21 protein-coding genes are annotated in these 20,376 nt (G+C 65.9%); 10 read left to right on the top strand and 11 right to left on the bottom strand.

The features are described 5' to 3' along the window. Window positions 1–352: 352 nt before the first annotated feature. A complete protein-coding gene (locus tag GSQ89_RS10835; protein WP_158924897.1) occupies window positions 353–1,372 on the top strand; it encodes a TRAP transporter substrate-binding protein in 1,020 nt (339 codons plus the stop codon). Between the two features lie 46 nt (window positions 1,373–1,418). On the opposite strand, the gene GSQ89_RS10830 is transcribed toward GSQ89_RS10835, so the two are convergent. The 4 genes from GSQ89_RS10830 to GSQ89_RS10815 all read right to left on the bottom strand — a co-directional run bounded on the left by GSQ89_RS10830 (window position 1,419) and on the right by GSQ89_RS10815 (window position 4,956). After that, complete coding sequence (locus tag GSQ89_RS10830; protein ID WP_158924895.1) at window positions 1,419–2,243, bottom strand: EipB family protein; 825 nt, start codon at window positions 2,241–2,243, stop codon at window positions 1,419–1,421. 86 nt (window positions 2,244–2,329) lie between these two features. Continuing rightward, a complete protein-coding gene (gene aspS, locus GSQ89_RS10825) occupies window positions 2,330–4,126 on the bottom strand; it encodes an aspartate--tRNA ligase (RefSeq protein ID WP_158924893.1) in 1,797 nt (598 codons plus the stop codon). A gap of 162 nt (window positions 4,127–4,288) precedes the next feature. Beyond that, window positions 4,289–4,546 carry a toxin-antitoxin system HicB family antitoxin gene (locus GSQ89_RS10820; protein WP_158924891.1) on the bottom strand — a complete coding sequence of 86 codons (258 nt, stop codon included), beginning with the start codon at window positions 4,544–4,546 and terminating at the stop codon, window positions 4,289–4,291. Continuing rightward, on the bottom strand, window positions 4,543–4,956 hold the full coding sequence (locus GSQ89_RS10815; protein ID WP_254073162.1) for a putative toxin-antitoxin system toxin component, PIN family: 414 nt from the start codon (window positions 4,954–4,956) through the stop codon (window positions 4,543–4,545). The genes GSQ89_RS10820 and GSQ89_RS10815 overlap by 4 nt, the downstream gene beginning before the upstream one ends. Window positions 4,957–5,137: 181 nt before the next feature. Between GSQ89_RS10815 and GSQ89_RS10810 the strand changes: the two genes are divergently transcribed. From GSQ89_RS10810 to GSQ89_RS10795, 4 genes are all read left to right on the top strand, one after another. Further along, window positions 5,138–7,663, top strand: coding sequence for a helicase-related protein (locus tag GSQ89_RS10810; protein ID WP_158924887.1), 2,526 nt, complete (start codon window positions 5,138–5,140; stop codon window positions 7,661–7,663). 59 nt (window positions 7,664–7,722) lie between these two features. Then, entirely contained in the window at window positions 7,723–8,019 is a 297-nt protein-coding gene (locus tag GSQ89_RS10805) for an RNA-binding S4 domain-containing protein (protein WP_254073161.1), read from the top strand. 45 nt (window positions 8,020–8,064) lie between these two features. Beyond that, window positions 8,065–8,397: a ferredoxin FdxA gene (gene fdxA / locus GSQ89_RS10800; RefSeq protein ID WP_158924885.1), complete on the top strand. Its 333-nt coding sequence runs from the start codon at window positions 8,065–8,067 to the stop codon at window positions 8,395–8,397. A gap of 215 nt (window positions 8,398–8,612) precedes the next feature. After that, complete coding sequence (locus GSQ89_RS10795; RefSeq protein ID WP_254073160.1) at window positions 8,613–9,272, top strand: CarD family transcriptional regulator; 660 nt, start codon at window positions 8,613–8,615, stop codon at window positions 9,270–9,272. A 153-nt stretch (window positions 9,273–9,425) separates the two neighbouring features. Here GSQ89_RS10795 and GSQ89_RS10790 read toward each other — a convergent pair whose 3' ends face one another. From GSQ89_RS10790 to GSQ89_RS10765, 6 genes are all read right to left on the bottom strand, one after another. Continuing rightward, the gene (locus GSQ89_RS10790) at window positions 9,426–10,292 is read right to left on the bottom strand and encodes a protein-glutamate O-methyltransferase CheR (RefSeq protein WP_158924883.1); all 867 of its coding nucleotides are present in this window, start codon (window positions 10,290–10,292) and stop codon (window positions 9,426–9,428) included. Then, window positions 10,289–11,320, bottom strand: coding sequence for a chemotaxis response regulator protein-glutamate methylesterase (locus GSQ89_RS10785; protein ID WP_158925274.1), 1,032 nt, complete (start codon window positions 11,318–11,320; stop codon window positions 10,289–10,291). Before GSQ89_RS10785 ends, GSQ89_RS10790 begins: the two co-directional genes overlap by 4 nt. Window positions 11,321–11,391: 71 nt before the next feature. Beyond that, window positions 11,392–11,760 carry a PleD family two-component system response regulator gene (locus GSQ89_RS10780; protein ID WP_158924881.1) on the bottom strand — a complete coding sequence of 123 codons (369 nt, stop codon included), beginning with the start codon at window positions 11,758–11,760 and terminating at the stop codon, window positions 11,392–11,394. A gap of 2 nt (window positions 11,761–11,762) precedes the next feature. Next, window positions 11,763–12,254 (bottom strand): chemotaxis protein CheW, encoded by a 492-nt coding sequence (locus tag GSQ89_RS10775; RefSeq protein WP_158924879.1) that lies wholly within the window; start codon window positions 12,252–12,254, stop codon window positions 11,763–11,765. Between the two features lie 78 nt (window positions 12,255–12,332). Further along, complete coding sequence (locus tag GSQ89_RS10770; RefSeq protein WP_158924877.1) at window positions 12,333–14,957, bottom strand: chemotaxis protein CheW; 2,625 nt, start codon at window positions 14,955–14,957, stop codon at window positions 12,333–12,335. Window positions 14,958–15,049: 92 nt separating this feature from the next. Next, window positions 15,050–15,676, bottom strand: coding sequence for a histidine phosphotransferase family protein (locus GSQ89_RS10765; RefSeq protein WP_158924875.1), 627 nt, complete (start codon window positions 15,674–15,676; stop codon window positions 15,050–15,052). 199 nt (window positions 15,677–15,875) lie between these two features. Between GSQ89_RS10765 and moaA the strand changes: the two genes are divergently transcribed. From moaA to GSQ89_RS10740, 5 genes are all read left to right on the top strand, one after another. Then, window positions 15,876–16,862: a GTP 3',8-cyclase MoaA gene (gene moaA / locus GSQ89_RS10760; protein WP_158924873.1), complete on the top strand. Its 987-nt coding sequence runs from the start codon at window positions 15,876–15,878 to the stop codon at window positions 16,860–16,862. A 156-nt stretch (window positions 16,863–17,018) separates the two neighbouring features. After that, window positions 17,019–17,708: a tetratricopeptide repeat protein gene (locus tag GSQ89_RS10755; RefSeq protein ID WP_158924871.1), complete on the top strand. Its 690-nt coding sequence runs from the start codon at window positions 17,019–17,021 to the stop codon at window positions 17,706–17,708. 99 nt (window positions 17,709–17,807) lie between these two features. Beyond that, window positions 17,808–18,677, top strand: coding sequence for an alpha/beta fold hydrolase (locus tag GSQ89_RS10750; protein ID WP_158924869.1), 870 nt, complete (start codon window positions 17,808–17,810; stop codon window positions 18,675–18,677). Between the two features lie 137 nt (window positions 18,678–18,814). After that, complete coding sequence (locus GSQ89_RS10745; RefSeq protein ID WP_158924867.1) at window positions 18,815–19,102, top strand: DUF6516 family protein; 288 nt, start codon at window positions 18,815–18,817, stop codon at window positions 19,100–19,102. After that, window positions 19,099–19,443: a transcriptional regulator gene (locus GSQ89_RS10740; RefSeq protein ID WP_158924865.1), complete on the top strand. Its 345-nt coding sequence runs from the start codon at window positions 19,099–19,101 to the stop codon at window positions 19,441–19,443. The genes GSQ89_RS10745 and GSQ89_RS10740 overlap by 4 nt, the downstream gene beginning before the upstream one ends. Before the next feature lie 135 nt (window positions 19,444–19,578). Here GSQ89_RS10740 and GSQ89_RS10735 read toward each other — a convergent pair whose 3' ends face one another. Then, the gene (locus GSQ89_RS10735; protein WP_158924863.1) at window positions 19,579–20,364 is read right to left on the bottom strand and encodes a methyltransferase domain-containing protein; all 786 of its coding nucleotides are present in this window, start codon (window positions 20,362–20,364) and stop codon (window positions 19,579–19,581) included. Window positions 20,365–20,376 lie beyond the last annotated feature (12 nt).

The following is a 20,376-nucleotide window of genomic DNA, read 5'->3' as shown; positions in this document are numbered from 1 at the left end:
CCGTGGAAGACAGCTTCCCGGCCAGCGATCCGCCGGCCAACTCCGGAATCACCGGTGTCGGACGGCCGGATCGGCCGTCGCATGAACGGTCGATAGACGAGCGTCCGACCGGAACTCCGGCCTCGGACCGGAACTCCGGCCTCGGACCGGCACGCCACCGAGACCGCGCATCAATGGAAGGACGAGCAGCAGCCGCCGGCGCGGCGCTGACGTCTCCATTGCGATCGGGGGATGGATTTCTGGGGGGAATGTATGGGAAATGTCGCCCGATCCAAAAGGGACGAACACCATGCACGCCGTCAAAGGACCCGGCCGATCGGCCACCCGGTCACCTCGTCTTTCGGTCCCGAACTTGGCCGCCAAAAGGATGCCGCGGCGGGCGGTGCTGGCGGCGGCCGGGCTTGCCGCCCCGTTCCTGCCGCGGATGGCCCGAGCGGCGGGGGTGAAATGGCGGATCGGGCATAATGCACCGGTGGATTTCCCGACGCATCTGCGGCTGGTGGAGGCCGCGGACACGATCGCGAGTCGCTCCGACGGGCAGATGACGGTCGAGATCCATCCCAACAGCGAATTGGGCGGCCCGCTGGGTTTGCTGGCGCAGGTTCGTTCCGGAACGATCGACGCGGTGCCGCTGACCGGCCAGGTGTTGACGAAGGACCTGCCGATTGCCGCCCTGCCGATGGTGGGTTTCGCCTTTACCGGTCCGGATCAACTGTGGCCCGTGCTCGACGGCGACATCGGGGGCTACATTCGGGCGCAGATGAAGGAGTTGCTGGGTCTGGTGGCGATGGAGCGTTGCTGGGACTTTGGGTTTCACCAGGTCACCACCAGCGGCAAGGTCATTCAGTCGCCCGCGGACATGGCCGGCCTGCGGTTGCGCACGCCGCCGGAGCCCGATTACATCACCTTGTTCCAGGCGCTGAAGGCACTGCCGGTGACGATGCCGATCAGCGCGCTGGAGCCCGCCCTGCGGGCCAATGCGATCGACGGGCAGGAGAGCATTCTGCCGCTGATCGATGCCGACGGTCTGTTCAGGGTGCAGTCCGTCTGCTCGCTGACCAACCATGTCTGGGACGGCGAATGGATATGTGTCAGCGGGAAATCCTGGGCAAAGTTGCCGGCGAAGTTACAGGACATCGTCGCCGCGGCTATGAATGAGAGCGGTCTGCATCAACGCCAGGACATGGCGGACGCGAACGGCAAGATACACCAGGACCTGGAATCCGCGGGCATGAAGTTCAACGCCGTGGACACCCAGGGCTTCCGATCCGAACTCCGCAAATCCGGCTACTACACGGCCTGGCGGAAGAGGATAGGGGATGACGGCTGGGACATGCTGGAGAGGCACACCGGCCAACTGGCCCCACCATAGGCACTGTCCCGGGCGTTGGTGACGAGACCCGAGCCTGGCCGGGTGGCTAACAGCGGTGCGGTTGCGGCTTGAAATCCTTCATTTTCGCGTTCATCGTGAAATCGCCGAAGTTCATCTTCATGTCGTCGGCGACGCCATTTTCCCAGTAGCGCATGATGGCCTCATAGGTCGGCGTAAGGCCGCTGGGCGCATGGTCGAAGAACGAGATGTGGATCCGGGTGCTGGGCAGCACCGACAGCACCGGCCACTGGGTCTGCATCGGCGCTTTCCAGTCCAGCAGGACGATGAAGCTGTCCTCCACACCGTTCTCGTCCGTGCCGTCGAACAGCGGCAGGCTGAGGAAATGCTGCTTGTCGCGCGCGGCGGCGATGATCGCGGCGGTGTGCGCCATCGGGAACACCGTGCCGGCCGGCAGCTTGCTGACGCTGTCGTGGGGGGCGGTATAGCGCGCTTCCCCGGGGCCGCCGACTTTCTGCAAGGTGGCTTCACCGTCGGTCTGGCTGGTGACGGCCGTGTCGGTGGTCTGGCGCATGTGATAGCGGAACTTCAGGCCGTCCTTCGACTCCCAGGTGGCGTAATCCGAGGCCATTTGGATTTGCTGTCCGTCGGCATTGGTGATGGTCATGTTCAGGCGCTGGCGCACCGCCCAGCCATCGCAGGCGTCGGTGACCTCGTAGCCCATGGTGCCGGTGGCGCCGATCACGTCGTTGCTTTTCGCGCTGTCGAGCGTCAGCGTGTAAAGCGCCTTGTGTGCCAGCATCCCGTCCTCGTTGGACGCGATCGCGGGCACCGGGGCGTTCGCCGCGGCGGCGGGGTGGACCGTGATCGCGGTGGCGAGAAGCAGTGCGCCAAGGACGGCGGGAAGGCGCATGAATGACTCCGTTGGAAATTGGGCCGCGAACGGGCGCGTGAGGATAGACATACCTCGGGGTATCGCGCCACCGGTCGGCGGCGGGCTCAGCTACCTGTGACTTTTGGCCGCGCCGGCGGGATGTCGATCTTCAGCGACAGTTCCTTCAGGCGCGCGGATGGGACCTCGGCGGGGGCGCCCATCATCAGGTCCTCGCCCTGCTGGTTCAGCGGGAACAGGATGACCTCGCGGATGTTGGGTTCGTCGGCCAGCAGCATGACCATGCGGTCGATGCCGGGGGCCGACCCGCCGTGCGGCGGCGCGCCGTAGCGGAAGGCGTTGAGCATGCCGCCGAAGCGGGCTTCCACATCGGCCGCGGTGTAGCCGGCGATCTCGAACGCCCGGATCATGATGTCGGGGCGGTGGTTCCGGATGGCGCCGGAGGACAGCTCGATGCCGTTGCAGACGATGTCGTACTGGTAGGCCTTGATGGTCAGCGGGTCCTTGGTGTTCAGCGCTTCCAGTTCGCCCTGCGGCATGCTGAACGGGTTGTGGCTGAAATCGACCAGGCCGGTTTCCTCATTCAGCTCGAACATCGGAAAGTCGGTGACCCAGCAGAACTTGAAGGCGCCCTTTTCCAGCAGGCCGAGTTCGTCGCACAGGCGGGTGCGGACGGTGCCGGCGAATTTTTGCGCGACATCCTGCTTGCCGCCGACGAAGAAGACCGCGTCGCCGGGGTTCAGGCCACAGGCGGTTCGGATCGCCTCGGCGCGGGCGGGTTCCAGGTTGCGGGCAATCGGGCCTTTCGGGCCTTCCGCGTCATAGGTGATGTAGCCGAGGCCGCCCTGGCCCTCGGCCTTGGCCCAGTCGTTCAGTTTGTCGAAGAAGCTGCGCGGGTTGGCGCCGGCGCCGGGGGCGGGGATGGCTCTGACGATGCCGCCGGACGCGGCGATGCGGGCGAACAGGCCGAAGCCGGACCCGGCATAGTGTTCGGTGACGTCGGCGATGCGGATCGGGTTGCGCAGGTCGGGCTTGTCGGAGCCGAATTCCAGCATCGCCTGGTCGTAGGGAATGCGCTGGAACGGTGGCTTGGTGACGCTGCGGCCGTCGGCGAATTCCTCGAACACGCCGGCGATGACGGGCTCAATTGTATTAAAAACATCCTCTTGCGTGACGTAGCTCATCTCAAAATCGAGCTGGTAGAATTCACCGGGGGAGCGGTCGGCGCGAGAGGCCTCGTCGCGAAAGCAGGGGGCGATCTGGAAGTAGCGGTCGAAGCCGGCGACCATCAGAAGCTGCTTGAACTGCTGCGGCGCCTGGGGCAGGGCGTAGAATTTGCCGGCGTGGATGCGCGACGGCACCAGGAAGTCGCGGGCGCCTTCCGGGGAGGACGCGGTCAGGATCGGCGTCTGGTATTCGAGGAAGCCCTGCTCGATCATGCGGCGGCGGACCGAGGTGATGACCTGGGACCGGAGCATCATGTTCTTGTGCAGCTTCTCGCGGCGCAGGTCGATGAAGCGGTATTTGAGGCGGATGTCCTCGGGGAATTTCTCCTCGCCGGCGACCTGCATGGGCAGGACTTCGGCGGCGGACTGGACGGTCAGTTCGGCGACGCGGAGTTCGACCTCGCCGGTGGGCAGTCGGGGGTTGACGGTGCCGGCTTCGCGCATGACGACGTGGCCGGTGACGGTGATGACGCTTTCGGGGCGGATGGCGTCGGCGGCGGCGAAGGCGGGGGACCCGGCGGCGAACACGCACTGGGTCAGGCCGTAATGGTCGCGCAGGTCGATGAACAGCAGGCCGCCGTGGTCGCGCTTGGCATGCACCCAACCCGAGAGGCGGGCGTCCTTGGTGGCGTCGGCGGCGCGCAGGGCGCCACAAGTGTGGGTACGATAGGCGTGCATGCGTTGGTATCCCGCGGAAATCGGCCGGTTAAGCGGCGGCGCTGTCAGGGGCGGCACACAAACCCTGGCGGGTTGGGTTAGTCAAGCGGCGAAGGCGTCCTGTTGCCGTGGATCCACCCCAGGCCCCCCGCCCACCCGGACTGTTCGGCAGGTCCTGGGGCATCATGGCTCTGCCGGCAACTCATCGCCTGGGTCGGGTGCCCGGTCAGGCACTAAGGCGAGGATGGCACGCAAATCCTCCGCGTGTGTGTCCCTGGCGCGTTTCTTGAAGAATGCACCGGCGGTCTCCACGGCCCCAACCTTTTGGGCCACCGCGGATGCGATCCACTGGTTCAGCGACACACCGTCTTCTTTCGCCAATCGCGCCGCCGCCGCCTTTATGGAGGCGGGCAGCTTGAGCGGGTAAGTTCCTTTACTCATTGTCGAATCCTTCTCAACAATTCGCCCGGCGGTAACACAGTCAAGCCAAACCGGCGCGCGGGTCGAACGAAATCCGCGATATTGTGGGTAACGAGCGCCTCGGCCCGCCCGTTGATCGCCGCGTCCAGAACCATTTCATCGTCGGAATCCGAGAGTTGCGGCCGCCACGCGAAATGTACGTCCACCGGCTCGATCACGTCCGCCAGAGCCGAGAGGGCGGTATCGATCTGGGCGAGCGTGAGGCCTGATATCTGGCGCTGCTCCGGGCGTTTCAGCACCGCCTCATACTCCAGAAAGAGTGCCGGCGCGGCGAGCGGCACCAACCGCCGATCGGAGACAAGGCCAAGCAGCCTGTGTGATGCGCCTTGCCGGCTGCGAAACGCGGAGATGACGACCGAACTGTCCAGCACCACGCGCCGCATGGAGGTGATATAAGACATCCCATAGGATATGTCATTAATCGGCTGAAGCTGAAATCATCAGGTGCGCCGGCTGACGTGCCGGCCCGCTCCGCGACAGTACTCCGGTGAACCGCCGTCGTCACAACATCGCCGCTTGCATTCCGGCTCCGGACACCCAAACATCCACCCCATGCTTGGCTCCGACTCCGGTTTCGCCGCGCGCGTCAAGGCCGTCCTGGGCCCGACGAACACCGGCAAGACGCATCTCGCGATCGAGCGGTTGCTGGCCCATTCGTCCGGCATCATCGGTTTCCCGCTGCGCCTGCTGGCTCGTGAGAACTATGACCGCATGGTCGCCATCAAGGGGGCCCGTTACGTCGCGCTGATCACAGGTGAGGAGAAGATCATCCCGCCCGACGCGCGGTGGTTCTCCTGCACCGTCGAAGCCATGCCGCTGGATCGCCACACCGAATTCGTCGCGGTGGACGAGATTCAGCTGTGCGCCGACCCGGACCGCGGGCACGTGTTCACCGACCGGCTGCTGCATGCGCGCGGCATGGTGGAGACGATGTTCCTCGGCGCCGAGACCATCGCGCCGCTGATCCGGCATTTGGTGCCCTCCGCCCAGATCGAGACCCGGCCGCGGCTGTCGCAGCTATCCTATGCCGGGCCGGCCAAGCTGGTGCGGCTGCCGCCGCGCACCGCCGTCGTCGCGTTCAGCGCGGCCGAGATCTATGCGTTGGCGGAGCTGATCCGGCGGCGGAAAGGCGGCTGTGCGGTGGTCATGGGCCGCCTGTCGCCGCGCACGCGCAACGCCCAGGTGGCGCTGTATCAGGAGCGGGAGGTCGATTTCCTGGTCGCCACCGACGCGATCGGCATGGGCCTGAACATGAACGTCGATCATGTCGCGTTCGCCGGCCTGGGCAAGTTCGACGGCCATCGCCCGCGCCGGCTGACGGCGTCGGAAGTGGCGCAAATCGCCGGACGCGCCGGGCGCGGGATGAAGGATGGCACCTTCGGCACCACCACCGAGTGCCCATCGATCCCGGATGAGGTCGTCGCGGCGGTGGAGGCGCATAGTTTCGACTCGCTGGAGACGCTGTGCTGGCGCAACAGCGACCTGGATTTTGCCTCCTTGGACTCGCTGATCGACAGCCTGAACGCGCCGCCGCCGCGCCCCGGCCTGATGCGCGGGAATGAGGCGTCCGACCTGGAGACGCTGACCGCCCTGTCGCGCGATCCCGACATCCGCAAGCTGGCGAACGGGCGGCGGCGGATGCGGCTGTTGTGGGATTCCTGCCAAATTCCGGATTTTCGGAAGTTGGCCGACGATACCCATGCCAAACTGTGCGCTCGTGTGTTCGGGCACGTGGCGACCGACACGTATCTGCCGACCGATTGGCTCGCCGCGCAGATTGCCGGGCTGGACCGAGCGGACGGGGATATCGACACGCTGATGCAACGGCTGTCGGGGGTGCGGGTGTGGTCGTACATCGCCGCTCGATCTGATTGGGTGAAGGATACGGTCCACTGGCAGGCGCGGGCCAGGGAAGTCGAGGACAAGCTGTCCGACGCGCTGCACGAAAGCCTGACCAGCCGGTTCGTCGATCGCCGTTCGGCGATGCTGATGCGGCGGCTGGATGAGGCGGAAGGGAAAGATTTGCTGTCCGCCGTGACGCGGCGGGGCGAAGTGGTCGTGGAAGGGCACGATGTCGGGCGTATCGAGGGCTTCGGGTTCGTGCCCGATCCGCTGGCCGTGGGTGACGAGAAAAAGCTGGTTTTGCGGGCGGCCCGGCGGGCTCTGCGCGACGAAATGCCACGCCGGGTTGGGGTGTTGGAGGTCGCGGCCGATGACGCCTTCGGGTTGACCGCCGATCACCGGTTGACCTGGGACGGCGTGCCGGTGGCGAAGCTGGTCCCCGGTTCGGTGCCATTGCGGCCGCGGGTGCAGGTGCTCGACAGTGAGTTTCTCGACGGCGCGGAGCGGGAACGGGTCAGGGGACGGCTGCAAACCTGGCTGGATGGCCGGATCAGGGCGGACCTGGCGCCACTGTTCGCGGCCGAGACACTGGCGCGGAGCCATCCGGCCCTGCGTGGACCGCTGCACAGGCTGATGGAGTCGTTGGGGCTGATCCCCGGTGTGGACGAGGAGACGCTGTCCGCTGAACTGAGGCCTCGGCTGCGGGCATTGGGCGTGCGGTCCGGGCGGTTCGCACTGTTCATGCCGGCATTGATGAAGCCGCGATCGGCGGAGATGCGGGCGCGGCTGTGGGCTTTGCATCACGGCGTACGGGTGCCCACCCTGCCGGCCGCGGCACTGGTGTCCGTGCCGGTCCACCAGCCTGACTGGCCGGCCGGATTTGCCGCCATGGCCGGCTGGGTCGAGGCCGGCCCGATCCTGCTGCGGCTGGATATCGCCGAGAAAATCGCCGGGGAACTCGGCTACCGGTCTCGCCGCGGGCCGGCCGCCTTGCCGTCGGGGCTGGCATCGCGCTTCGCGATCAAGCCGGACATGGTGCCCGCCGTGCTGCGGCCGCTGGGGTTCCGGGTGTTGCCGGCCGTCGCGCTGCACCCCGACGCGTTCGGACCGCCGGCGCCGGCGATGCTGATGCCGTTGCGCCGCCGCAAGCCGCTGGTCGATGTGCCGGCACCGGTGCGGGTCGCCGGGGGACCATTTGCCGCCTTGGCGGCCTTGAAGCGGGGAGGCGCACGATAGCGGACACCGAAGACCGGGATTGGCAGCGGCTGGACAAATGGCTGTGGTGCGCCAGGGTGATGCGCGCGCGCACCGATTGCGCCGGCCTGGTGGCGCAAGGGTCGATCCGGATCAACCGCCAGCCCACGGGCAAGCCCCACGCGAAACTGCGGGTCGGCGACGTGCTGACCATTCCACTGCATGGTTCGGTGCGGGTTCTCCGGGTTGCCAGCCTTGCCGTTCGGCGCGGGCCAGCCTCGGAGGCTCGGTTGCTGTATACCGATGTCAGCCCCGTGGATGACCGTCCGGGGGATATCAGCGATGTGTCGGTAACATCTTGCATCGCAGAGGATTCGTCGGCATATCGCGCGCAATGATAGTCGGCTTCGTGCCGCGTTTTTCCGACATCCAGAGGTTCCCCAATGACCTATGTGGTCACCGAAAACTGCATTCGCTGCAAATTCATGGACTGTGTCGAGGTTTGTCCGGTGGATTGCTTCTACGTCGGGGAGAACATGCTGGTTATCCATCCGGATGAGTGCATCGACTGCGGCGTCTGTGAACCGGAATGCCCGGCCGAGGCCATTCTGCCGGATAGCGACGACCGAGTGGCCGACTGGGTGGAACCCAATCGTAAATACGCGACGCTTTGGCCCAATATCACCCGCAAGGGCGTCGCTCCGGATGACGCGGATGAATGGAAGGATAAGCCGGGCAAGGCCGAGCTGTTCTCGCCGGAGCCCGGGAAAGCCTGATGCGGCTGGCGTTGGCGCAAGACTCCGGTTTGGGGTTTAGGCGCTGACGTGGCTCGATTTTCGTGCTATGCTGCCTTGTTATTCCGCCGGTCGCGGCGCCGGGACCGACGCCGCGCCGTTGGTCGCGGGGACACAGGGACGATGATGTCCGCCAGCGGTGGCGGTTTCGAAAAGGACAACAGTCTGGCCGCGATGACCTGAAGCGGCCGGCGAAAGTGGGCGAGACAGCAGACGAAATGATGGGCGAGCAGCAGACAGTGGAAGACGTTTCGAACCAGGTCGCCGAACAGCCGGTCGGCGAAAGTCCGGCAACCGCATCCGAACAGCGACCCAATGTCCGGCCGCCGCATAACGGCCCGAACCTGACGCCCCGGGCGATCGCGAAGGCGGAAATCTTCGTGGAAGGCGACCACGTGGTCTATCCGACGCACGGTGTCGGCAAGGTCGAGCGGATCGCGGTCGAGGAGATCGCCGGCCACAAGCTGGAACTGATCCACATCACGTTCGAGGAAAACCGCATGACCTTGCGGGTGCCGGTCGCCAAGGCTCGCACCGCCGGTCTGCGCAAGCTGGCCAGCCGCAAGCTGTTCGATGAGGCGCTGAACGTCCTGCGCGGCAAGGCCCGCATCAAGCGCACCATGTGGTCGCGGCGGGCGCAGGAATACGAGGCGAAGATCAACTCCGGCGATCCGCTGGCGATCGCCGAGGTCGTGCGGGACCTGCACCGCAATGCGGGACAGCCGGACCAGAGTTTCTCCGAACGGCAGATCTACGAATCGGCGATGGATCGCCTGGCAGCGGAACTCGGCGCGCTGGACAAGACCGACAAGCAGACCGCGATCACCAAGCTGACCGACTTCCTGAAGACGGTCTGATCGCGGCCGCCCGCGGGACTTACGTGCAGTCGTCGTTAGGGGCGCAGGATCGCCTGACATGCCTTTGTCTTTGCACGCAGAAGGCGTGGATGCCGCTCGTCATCGGCATGACGGACGATATCCGCTGACGGGGCAATGGTAACGGCCTGACTGTTACCCCACCGCCGCCATGCGCGATGTCGTCGCCGGTGTGGTTCCCGCGACCACGCCATACACGCCGCGCTCATTCGGCATCGGTGCGAAGCGTGACGTGATACCCAGCACGGTCTCGGCGCCGCCCAGATAAAGCAGTCCGTCCGGCGGCATCAGCGCGGCGATCGCCTCCAAGACGCGGGCTTTCGTAGGCTGGTCGAAATAAATCAGCACGTTGCGGCAGAACACGATATCGAAACGGCCAAGCGGGCGGAGGTCGGCGAGCAGATTGTATTCGCGGAACTGCGCCATGGCGCGGATCGCGTCGGTGATGTGCCAGTTGCTCTCGTTCTTGCGGAAATAGCGCATCAGCATCTGCACCGGCAGGCCGCGCTGCACCTCGAACTGCGAGTAAACGCCTTCCCGAGCGCGCGCGAGTTGGTCGCGGGCGATGTCGGTGCCGACGATCTCCACCTTGCGGGCGGCCAGCACGGCGGTGGCTTCCGCGACGATCATCGCCAGCGAATAGGCTTCCTGGCCGGACGAAGACGCCGCCGACCAGACCCGTAACTGACTGCCGGGCGGCCGCGCGGCGACCAGCCGGGGCAGCGCCTGGGTGCGGAAATGCAGGAACGGCTTGTCGTCGCGGAAGAAGAAGCTCTCGTTGGTGGTCATCGCCTCCACCACGTCGCGGGCCAGCGCGTCGTTGCCGGGGCGCCGCAGACGGTCCGCCAGCGCGTTCATATCGTTCAGCTTTTCGCGTTTGACGATGCTGGCCAGCCGGGTTTCCAGCAGATACAGCTTATCCATGCCGATGATCAGCCCGGATTTCATCTTCAGCAGCGAGGCCAGCGTATCGAACGCGGCTTGGGACAAAGACGCGGTCATGGGCGTCCGCCTTTCAGCATTTCCAGCAATTTGGGGGCGATCTTCGGCAGCGGCAGCACCGCATGGCACAGCCCGGCCTGTGCAATCGCACCTGGCATGCCCCAGACCACGCTGCTGGCCTCATCCTGGCCGATGGCGGCGCCGCCGGCTTCGATCACCTTGGTTGTTCCGGTCAGTCCGTCGCGGCCCATACCGGTCAGCATGGCTACCAGCACCCGGCCCTCACACGCAGCCGCGGCGCTGCGCAACATCGGATCGACCGAGGGGCGGCAGAAATTCTCCGGCGGATCGGTGGTCAGCCGAACGCGCAGGCTGGTGCGGTTGCCTTCGACCAGCAGATGCCGGTCGCCGGGCGCCAGGTAGATCTGACCGGCGACCAGGGCCTGGCCGTCGCGCGCCTCGGTGCAGGGCAACTGTCCGAGGCGGTTGAGATGATCGGCCAGGATCGGTGTGAAGGTCGCCGGCATGTGCTGTGTCATCACCACCGGCACCCCGACGGCGCGTCCCAGGCCCTGCACCAGGGTGAACAGCGCCTGCGGACCGCCGGTCGAACTGCCCACCGCGAGAAGCCGAGCGGGGATTGGCGGTGCGGGCCGAAGCGCGATGGGCGGCTGGGTTCGGGCGGGCATCGCCGTACGGCGGCGCAGGCGGCCCAGGCCCTTCACCTTCTCCAGCAGTTCCCGCTTGAAACCGTCGTCGTTGACCGTGCCGATGCTTGATGGCTTCGGGACGTAGTCAGACGCGCCCAGGCGCAGCGCGCGCAGCGCGATGTCGGCACCGCGAGTGGTCAGGGTGGAGGCCATGATCACCCGCACGCCAGGGTCGGCGCGAAGTAGCAGGGGCAGGGCGGTCAGGCCGTCCATCACCGGCATCTCGATATCCAGCACCACGACGTCGGCCCGGGCATCGCGGATCCGGTCGACCGCGAGTTTGCCGTTCTCGACCTTGGCGACGACGGCGATCTCGGGGTCGGATTCCAGGATGCGGGCCAGGGCACCCCGGATCACCACCGAATCGTCGCATATCATCACCCTTGTGGCCGAACCGGTGGATCGGGTGGTGGTGGCCGTCGCGGGCGCGAAACCGGTCACCGGAGCGGTCACAGCAAGCCCACCTGGGCGAATTTGCCGGTCAGGATATCCTCATCGAACGGCTTCATGATGTATTCCTGCGCGCCGTGCGAGATCGCCGCCTCGATGTGGTCCATGTCGTTCTCGGTCGTGCAGAACACCACCGGCGGGTTGTCCGGCCCGAATTCCTTGCGCAGCGCCTGCAGGAAGGTGATCCCGTCCATCACCGGCATGTTCCAGTCGAGCAGGACGCAATCCGGCAGATGCTGCCGGCAGGCATCCAGCGCGAGCTGGCCGTCCGCTGCCTCGGTGACGTCGAAGCCGTTCGATTCCAGGATGCGGCGCGCGACTTTGCGGACGACACGGCTGTCGTCCACGACCAGACAGGTACGGGGCATGGTTATTCCTCTCCTGACAGGGCGAGCAGCCTGGAGACGTCCAGGACGACCAGCAGCCGCCCATCCAGGCGGAAGATGCCGGTGCTGAACTCGGCCCAGGTTTTTTCCAGGGTCGGCGGGTTCCGCTCGAACATCGAGGCATCCAGGCTCAGCACTTCCGAGACCTGGTCGACCAGCAACGCATACAGTTCGCCGCCCTGTTCGGCGACCACGGACATGCGGGCCTGTCCGGGCGCGGCTTTTGGCAGCCGTAGCCGCTGGCGCAGGTCGATGGCGGTGACGATCCGGCCGCGCAGGTTCAGACTGCCGGCGATCTCCGGCGGTGCCAGCGGGATGCGGGTGATCGTCTGTTCCCCGAGGATGTCGCGCACCGCGAGGACGGGGATGCCGCATAGCTGGTCGGCCACGGTCAGCGTGACCAGGACCTGGGTGTCCTCGCCGGTCGTGCCGTTTGCCGCGGCCGTTTCCGGCCGATCCAGTAATTCAGTGGCCATGGCTGGTCCTTTCCGTGGTCCCGCGGAGGTGGGTCCGCGCGGTTGGGGTCACGCGGGGATGTCTCCGCGGGAATGGGGTCACGCCGCGACCGTCTCAACGAGCGTGTTGCGGAGGCTGGCGACCAGCACCTCACGCTCAAACTTGGCGACGTAGTCGGTGAAGCCGGCTTCGCGGCCCAGGCGTGCGGTCTCCATGTCGGAATGCGCTGTCATGGCGAGCATGGGCAGCGCGGCCCACGGCCCGCCGGCGCGGACGGTTCGGCAGAACTGGATCCCGTCCATCTCCGGCATCTCGATGTCGGAGACGATGGCGTCGAACATGGTCCCGGCGTCGCGGAGCCGCAGGGCTTCGGCCGCGCTGCCCACCGCGGTGACGCGGAAGCCGGCGGCGCCCAGGGTCGGCATCATCAGCTGGCGGAAGAACTCGCTGTCGTCCACCAGCAGGACGTGCTTCTGGCCGGCGGCGGCGCCTTGCCTCGGGACGCCGCGGAACCAGTCCTGCCAAGCCTGCATCAGCCAGTAGCCGGTATCCAGCACGTCGGTCGCCTGGCCGCCGATCACCGCGGTTCCCAGCAGGCCCGCGCGGGCGCCGGCCAGTTCGATGTCCAGGCGGTCCTCCACGACGTCGATGATCTCGTCGACCATCAGGCCCATGATGCGGTCGCCCTCGGCGAACACCAGCAATGGCTGAGTCGGCTTCTGCTGGTCGATGCCGCCGTCGATGGCGATCAGCGGCATCAGCTTGCCGCGGTACTGGGTCACCGGCATGCCGCAGGAGATCTCGATCTTCTCACGCGGGATGTCCTCCAGGCGGGCAACGAGGCCCAGCGGGACGCCCATGCGCCGGCTTTCCCCAGCCCGGAACAGTAGCATCGCGGTCTTGTCGGCGGAGGTCTGGGTATCGGCGCTGTTGGCGCGGAGCAGCCGGTTCTCCGACCCGGCGCCCACGCCGCTCGCCCGGGCGATACCGTTCGGGTCCAGGATCATGATGACCGAACCGTCGCCCAGGATGGTGTTGCCGCTGAACATGGTGACGTGGCGCAGGATGGGGGCGACCGGCTTGACGACGATTTCCTCGGTGTCGAAGACGCGGTCGACGATGATGCCCATCATATGTGCGCCGACCTGCGCCACGACGACGTGGGCGGCCGATTCGGCGGTGTCCTCGACGCCCAGGGCCAGCAGTTCGGTCAGGCTGACCAGCGGCAGCAGGCGATTGCGCAGGCGCAGCACAGGGGTGTCGTTGATGCGCTCGATGACGCTGTTGCCGGTGCCTTCGTTGGTGTTCCGGCCGGAGTCGCGCTGCGCCCGGACCAGTTCCACCACGCTGAGCTGCGGGATGGCGAAGCGTTCCTTGCCGGATTCCACGATCAGCGCGGAGACGATGGCCAGGGTCAGCGGGATCTTGACCGTGAACATCGTGCCCTGGCCGGGGGTGCTCTTCAGTTCGATAGTGCCGCCGATCTTCTCGATATTGGTCTTCACCACGTCCATGCCGACACCCCGGCCCGACACGGCGGAGATCGTCTGCGCCGTCGACAGGCCGGCTCGGAAGATGAAACGCTGGATCTGGCTGTCGGTCATGGCGGCGAGTTCGGCCTCGGTCGCCAGCCCGTTGGCCAGCGCCTTGGCGCGGATGCGGTCCACCGCCAGGCCGCGTCCGTCGTCGGAGATCTCCAGGATGATGTAGCCGCCTTCGTGGTAGGCGTTCAGCACGATGGTGCCGGTTTCCGGCTTGCCCGCCGCCCGCCGCTCCGCCGGGGTTTCCAGCCCGTGGTCGCCGCTGTTGCGGACCATGTGGGTCAGCGGGTCCTTGATGAGCTCCAGCACCTGCCGGTCGAGTTCGGTCTCGGCGCCCAGCATGGTCAGCTCGATCTTCTTGCCCATTTCGTGGGACAGGTCGCGCACCAGCCGGGGCAGTTTGTTCCAGGCGTTGCCGATCGGCTGCATGCGGGTCTTCATCACCCCCTCCTGCAGGTCGGAGGTGATGTGCGACAGCCGCTGCAGCGGCACGGTGAAGCCGCTGTTTTCCTGGTTCCGAGCAAGTTGCAGAAGCTGGTTGCGGGTCAGGACAAGCTCGCTGACCAGGGTCATCAGGTCTTCGAGCACATCGACGGTCACGCGGATGGTTTGCGTGTTCGCGGGGGCGTTGGGCAGTGTCGGCGGTTGCGGCTGTGCCTGGAGTGCGGTCGCAGCGGGGGTGGGCGCGGTGGGCGGGATGATCTCGACCGGGACAAGTTCGGGGGGCGCCTCTATTTGCGCGGGTTCCGGTGGCGGCTGGGCTGCGGCCGGGAGGGTGACGGGCGCCTTTTTCGCGGGGGGCGCGTCAAGGGACGCGACGCGGTTCAGCGCGGCGATCAGGTCCGTGTCGTCGCCCGCCGGTTCGGCGCCGGTGGTGCTCAGGTGGGAAACGATCGCCTTGATCTGGTCGATCCCCGCGAGCACTTGGGTGACGATGTCGGGGGTGACGGTCAGGGTGCGGTCGCGCAACTTGCCCAGTACGTTCTCACCGGCGTGGGCCACGCGTTCCAACCGTGGCAGGCCCAGAAAGCCGCAGGTACCCTTGATCGTATGCACCAGGCGGAAAATAAAGCCGAGGGTCTCGGCGTCGTCCGGCGTGCGTTCCAGCGTCAGCAGCGCGACGTCCAGTTCAGCCAGGCTTTCATTTGTCTCGGTCAGGAAATCGGCAAGCAGATCGTCCACGGTAGCCCCCTCGCAAGCCCGTCAGCCGGGTGGGAGTCAATCCTTGGCAGGACTTCACAAACAAAAGGTAAATGCCGACCGAAATTTTTTAATTAACCACCCAAACGAAGGATCGCGGGGTCGTTTTGCGCCGTTGGGGAGAGCAGCACAGACAGACGTATGCCAGCTTCATGTGCGAGCAACGCGGTCAGCGCCATTTGCGGATTGCGCCACGCGGTCAGCGCGGATCGCGCCTCTGCTTCATCGGACAGGCAGACCGCCATTCCGGCGGGCCATGCGGCGGCTGGACCGGCGATCCTGACGAACAGGTCGTCCGGCGCCCCCGCGAGGACAACCGTCCCACCCGAGGGAAGGCTGTCGGCGGCGAGCAGGAGAAGGTTCACGACGATCCGGCCGGTGGCCGCTGGGAACACGGTGTTCGGGTCCAGCGTCGAGGCATCGACCGTGACCTGTTCAGGCAGGGCGCCTGCGAGCGAGCACAGGCGAGCCAACGTCACGGGTTCGCCCACAGGACCCCAGGCGGCGTGGCGCAATTGCAGCCTTGCGGTCAGCGCATGGGCGGTGTCCCGCGCGGCTTTTGGGAGTTCCGGGCTGCACGCGGATCCGTTGACCGGGGACGAGACGGCGTGATCCAGAGATCCCACCAAGTCACTGATATCGTGCCACAATGTTGCCGACGTCAGTTCGATCAGGCGCAAGGCGCTGTCCGTGCCGGACATGGACTCTCCGCTGTGAGGGTCGCCGTCGGAGCAAGATGGGCTTATTCCGGGTTTGAGGCGAGTCGATATTGGCGGGACATTTTACGAGTCGGTCTGCCGGGGGTTGAACCGGCGGCCTTGCTGGCGCAGATCATGATAAACACCCTATAACGGCAGGCTGGCGCCGGGACGCCGGTCCGGAAGGAGACATAATCGCACCATGATCGATCCGTTCGGCAGAGCGATCACCTACCTGCGGGTGTCGGTGACCGATCGCTGCGATCTGCGCTGCGTCTATTGCATGTCCGAGGATATGACCTTCCTGCCGAAGCGCGACCTGCTGACGCTGGAGGAGCTGGACCGGCTGTGCGCCGCGTTCATCCGCCTGGGCACGACGAAAATCCGCATTACCGGCGGCGAGCCGCTGGTGCGGCGCGATGTGATGCGGCTGTTCGGCCGGCTGGGCGAGCGGCTTGGGCATGGGCTGGATGAGCTGACGGTCACGACCAACGGCTCCCAACTGACGAAGCATGCCGAGACGCTGGTGGCGGCGGGGGTGAAGCGGATCAACGTCTCGCTGGATACGCTCGATCCGGTGAAGTTCACCGACATCACGCGGTGGGGCAAGATCGAGCAGACGCTGGACGGGATTTTCGCCGCCAAGGCGGCGGGGCTGGCGGTGAAGATCAACGCCGTGGCGATGAAGGGCGTGAACGAGACGGAATTCGACGGCATGCTGGCGTGGTGCGGGGAGCATGGGTTCGACCTGTGCCTGATCGAGACGATGCCGATGGGCGACATCACCGGCGACCGGACCGACCAGTACCTGCCGTTGTCGGTGGTGCGGGCGCGGCTGCGGCGGACCTGGTCGCTGGAGGATACCGACTACAAGACCGGCGGCCCGGCTCGGTATTACACGGTGAAGGAGACCGGCCGGCGGATCGGCTTCATCACGCCGATGACGCATAATTTCTGCGAGAGTTGCAACCGGGTGCGGCTGACCTGCACCGGCACGCTTTACATGTGTCTGGGGCAGGAGGACTCGGCGGACTTCCGGCCGCTGCTGCGGGCGGGCGCCACCGACGATCAGTTGGACGACGCGATCCGGGAGGCGATCTCTCGCAAGCCGAAAGGCCACGATTTCATCATCGACCGCCGTCACGACAAGCCGGCCGTTGCTCGACACATGAGCGTGACGGGCGGATAGGCGGCGTCCGGACCGGCCCCGCCGTTTTCAGCCCGCGGCGTGGCCGGGCCGTGTCGGTTGCCGCGGCATCAGCTCGGTCTTGTGGTCAAATGTTAAGGCGCCGGTCACGCGGGCACCGCGCATGCGCCCCATATGGTTGGGTGGAGGTCATTTCACATGACAAACACTCTGCAACAGGGACGTAAGCCGCCGGCAAGCCAGGGGATGGTGCTGCCTTATCTTGCCGCCGGCCTGATCGGCGTGGCATGCGCCGGCTTGGTCGGGCGCACATTGCAAGGTCCGGCGGTCGTTCCGGCGAACAATCTAAAACAAGCTGTCTCGGATTTCGACACGGGAAATCTGACCGCCGCCACATCGGCGTTCCGGTCGTTGGCCAACAAGGGCGATCCCCATGCGGCTTATTGGTATGGTCACGCGCTTGACCTTGGGCTGGGCACGCCGGCCGACATCAAGGCCGCGATCACGCAGTACCAGAAGGCCTGGGCCGGCGGCGTCACACAGGCTGGGACACGGCTGGGCGAGCTTTATCTCGATGGCAACGCGATTCCACCGGACTTCGCGATGGCGCGGACGTATCTGACCGAGGCCGCAAGGCGTGGGGATGCGCGGGCCGCACGTGATCTCGGAGGCATGCTGCGCGACGGTATCGGCGGTCCGGCCGATCCGGTTTCGGCGTATGCCTGGCTGGAGGTTGCCTCGCTGCGGGGTAACGCGCAGGCACAGGTAGAGCGCAACCGGCTGCTTCCGACGTTGTCACCGGCGCAGCAGGCGGCGGCAAGCCAGCAGGCGACGGCCGATTTGCCGGCGGTGGCCGGCAACAAGACCGCGCCGCCGGCCAAGACGTAACCAATCCCCCGGTTCGCATTTGCTCGGCCGGATGCGGCATGCATGATGCTTCCCTTGGGCGTGTGTCCACGCTGATGAGGGGGGTTACGGATGGTGGCGATGATCCGGCGTGCCGTGCTGCTGCTGGCTGTCATGGCGGCCGTCAGCCCGGCCTGGGCTGTCGAGGCGCGTGGGTCCCTGGCCAGCCTGCCGGGCGTGAAGCTGTGGTACACCGATACCGGTGGTCAGGGCGTGCCGATCGTTTTGTTGCATGCCAATACCGGCACCAGTGCGGTTTGGGCGAAGCAGAACGAGGCGTTCGCCCAAGCGGGATATCGGGTTATCGCGTTCGATCGGCGCGGTTGGGGCAAGAGTGTGGCCGATCCTGCCTCCGGACCTCAATCCGGAAGTATCGCGGGCGATCTGGACGCGTTGGTGACCTATCTGAAACTGGGGAAATTCTATCTGCTGGGGGTGGCGGGCGGCGGCTTCGCGGCCCTGGATTATGCGGCGTGGCACCAGGAGCATTTGCGCGGCCTGATCGTTGCGGCGAGCACCGGGCTGTTCTCGGAACCGGTGATGACGGATTTCACCAAGCGGATCGCCATTCCGGGCCTGGAAAAGTTGCCGGGCGAATATATCGAACTCGGGCTGTCGTATCGTGGTGCCGATCCGGAGGGGACGGCGCGCTGGAACGAGATCGAGGCGAATGCCCGTCAGCCGGGCGCGCCGGCGCAGCCGTTGCGTACTCCAAACACGTTCGCCAAGGTCGAAACGATCGAGGTTCCGACGCTGGTTGTGGTGGCTGACGCCGATCTGTATGCGCCGCAGGCGCTGATGCGGGTGTGGGCCGGCCATATCAAGCATCACGAATGGGTGGTGATCGACGATGCCGGGCACTCGGTCGCGTGGGAGAAGCCGGAGGCGTTCAACGCGGCAGTGCTGCGGTTTCTGCGCGGGCGTTCCGCGGCCAGTGAGGGTGCCCGGTAGGCCGCATAAAGTCGGACACCCGGGCAAACTTGGCACCATGGGGTCACCATCACCATCGGCGCCATGACCCCGAGCCGATCGGCCGCTAAGTGTTGGCGATCTTGCCAACGCATAGGAGTGTTGGTAGATCCGCCAACATGAAAGCTGAGTTGTTGCTCCGCGAGCGCCTTTGGCTATCGGAAACGGACAAGGTGGAACTGGTTATCTGGCGGGTGCCAAAGCCGCTTGTCGGCTGTATTCATGCTTTCAAGTATCGTTTGGCATTGGTGGCTGGGGGTGTTTGCTTCATGCGCTATGACAACGAGGCTGGCAAAGGCGACCACAAGCACGTTGAGGAGCGCGAGGTCCCCTATCGCTTCGTCGACTTGGAGACCTTGCAAGCTGATTTTTGGGCTGATGTAGAAGCGTGGAGGGCCAAGCGGTGAATACGGTCACGATCGGTGTCTCGAGTATAGAGCAAATGAAGCAGCGCGCGGCCTTGGCCTTCGGGGGGGAGCGTCAGGGGGAGCGTGTTTCGTTCGCAACGGTTGAGTTGCTTTGGAAGGCCCTCACGCCGCGTCGTTGGGAGCTGATTCGAGCTATGGCGGGGCAGGGTCCGATGAGCGTGCGCGGCGCGGCGCGGCTTGTCGGTCATGATGTGAAAACTGTCCATGGCGATGTTCAGGCGCTGCTGAAAGTGGATGTCTTGGAGAAGGACGAAGCAGGGCGAATCGTTTTTCCATATGATGCCGTGCATGTGGACTTCGTTATCAGTAAAGTCGCCTGATATGTCGCGTCCGGCTTTACAGTCGGGTCTTGGTTTGTCGTGCCTCGGTGTCAGCATGATCCGGCACGTTATCGTGGCGAATCAGGCTGAGGCCGGGCCATGACGAGGGTTCTCTCGCGACTGAGGTATGGTCGGTCAACGCCCCGGCGCCCATCCGGTCATCACCGCCATCCGTAGCGTGACCGCGACCCGCTCGGTTTCGATCGGCAGTCTTGCCAGTGCGGCGGGGAAAATCGCGCGAGAGGGGGCAACGCGAGCGCGTTGGCGGATGGCGTTGGTTTCGCCAGCGGCGCGCAAATCGGCCAGCAGTGCGAGTGGATCGGCGTATAGCAGTCGGATCTCCTCCATATCCGCCACGGGCAATGCGAAGCCGGCGCGTTGCAGCAGATGAGCGCAATCCCGTAGTTCCGGGAATGGAGAGACGCGGGGGGAGGCGCCGCCTGTTATCTCGGCCTCGGCCTCGGTCAGGGCGGTGCGCAATTCGGACAGGGTGCCCAGGGCGGGCAGACTGGCGAGCAGCAGGCCCTCCGGCCGCAGGGCCTGACGCAGTTGCAGCAGCGCACCCGGCAGGTCGTTGACCCAATGCAGGGACAGGCTGGCGACGATCAGGTCGAAGCTGTTCGGGGCGAAGGGCAGGTATTCCTCGTCGGCGGCGACGCTCGGGGTGCCGTTCAGGGCGGCCATTGCGGGGGACAGGTCGCAACTGACCACCTGTAAGCCGCGCTGGCGCAGCATTGGGGCGACGACGCCGCGGCCGCCGACATCCAGGGCGTCGGTGAAGCGCCGGTTGGTATCGTCCAGCCGGTCCAGCAGCCGTTCGGCGGCGTCGCGCAGCACATCCGCCACTCGATCCACTGTCGTGGCCGCACGGTCGCGGTGGCGGCGAACGGCTTTGCGATCAAATACCAGCATGGAGTCCATGAACCGGCATGT

The sequence above is a fragment of the Acidisphaera sp. S103 genome (genome assembly GCF_009765975.1).
In the GTDB taxonomy this organism is placed as follows: Bacteria; Pseudomonadota; Alphaproteobacteria; order Acetobacterales; family Acetobacteraceae; genus Rhodopila.
Note: the sequence above shows the minus strand (reverse complement) of the source record. Positions and strands in the feature narration are given on the sequence as shown.

Excerpts from the sequence above, each read along its gene's own strand:
- GSQ89_RS10830 (WP_158924895.1), bottom strand. The coding sequence starts at position 2,243 with ATGCGCCTTCCCGCCGTCCTTGGCGCACTGCTTCTCGCCACCGCGATC.
- aspS (WP_158924893.1), bottom strand. The coding sequence starts at position 4,126 with ATGCACGCCTATCGTACCCACACTTGTGGCGCCCTGCGCGCCGCCGAC.
- GSQ89_RS10820 (WP_158924891.1), bottom strand. The coding sequence starts at position 4,546 with ATGAGTAAAGGAACTTACCCGCTCAAGCTGCCCGCCTCCATAAAGGCG.
- GSQ89_RS10810 (WP_158924887.1), top strand. The coding sequence starts at position 5,138 with ATGCTTGGCTCCGACTCCGGTTTCGCCGCGCGCGTCAAGGCCGTCCTG.
- GSQ89_RS10805 (WP_254073161.1), top strand. The coding sequence starts at position 7,723 with ATGCGCGCGCGCACCGATTGCGCCGGCCTGGTGGCGCAAGGGTCGATC.
- fdxA (WP_158924885.1), top strand. The coding sequence starts at position 8,065 with ATGACCTATGTGGTCACCGAAAACTGCATTCGCTGCAAATTCATGGAC.
- GSQ89_RS10790 (WP_158924883.1), bottom strand. The coding sequence starts at position 10,292 with ATGACCGCGTCTTTGTCCCAAGCCGCGTTCGATACGCTGGCCTCGCTG.
- GSQ89_RS10785 (WP_158925274.1), bottom strand. The coding sequence starts at position 11,320 with ATGATATGCGACGATTCGGTGGTGATCCGGGGTGCCCTGGCCCGCATC.
- GSQ89_RS10780 (WP_158924881.1), bottom strand. The coding sequence starts at position 11,760 with ATGCCCCGTACCTGTCTGGTCGTGGACGACAGCCGTGTCGTCCGCAAA.
- GSQ89_RS10775 (WP_158924879.1), bottom strand. The coding sequence starts at position 12,254 with ATGGCCACTGAATTACTGGATCGGCCGGAAACGGCCGCGGCAAACGGC.
- GSQ89_RS10765 (WP_158924875.1), bottom strand. The coding sequence starts at position 15,676 with ATGTCCGGCACGGACAGCGCCTTGCGCCTGATCGAACTGACGTCGGCA.
- moaA (WP_158924873.1), top strand. The coding sequence starts at position 15,876 with ATGATCGATCCGTTCGGCAGAGCGATCACCTACCTGCGGGTGTCGGTG.
- GSQ89_RS10755 (WP_158924871.1), top strand. The coding sequence starts at position 17,019 with ATGACAAACACTCTGCAACAGGGACGTAAGCCGCCGGCAAGCCAGGGG.
- GSQ89_RS10750 (WP_158924869.1), top strand. The coding sequence starts at position 17,808 with ATGATCCGGCGTGCCGTGCTGCTGCTGGCTGTCATGGCGGCCGTCAGC.
- GSQ89_RS10745 (WP_158924867.1), top strand. The coding sequence starts at position 18,815 with ATGAAAGCTGAGTTGTTGCTCCGCGAGCGCCTTTGGCTATCGGAAACG.
- GSQ89_RS10735 (WP_158924863.1), bottom strand. The coding sequence starts at position 20,364 with ATGGACTCCATGCTGGTATTTGATCGCAAAGCCGTTCGCCGCCACCGC.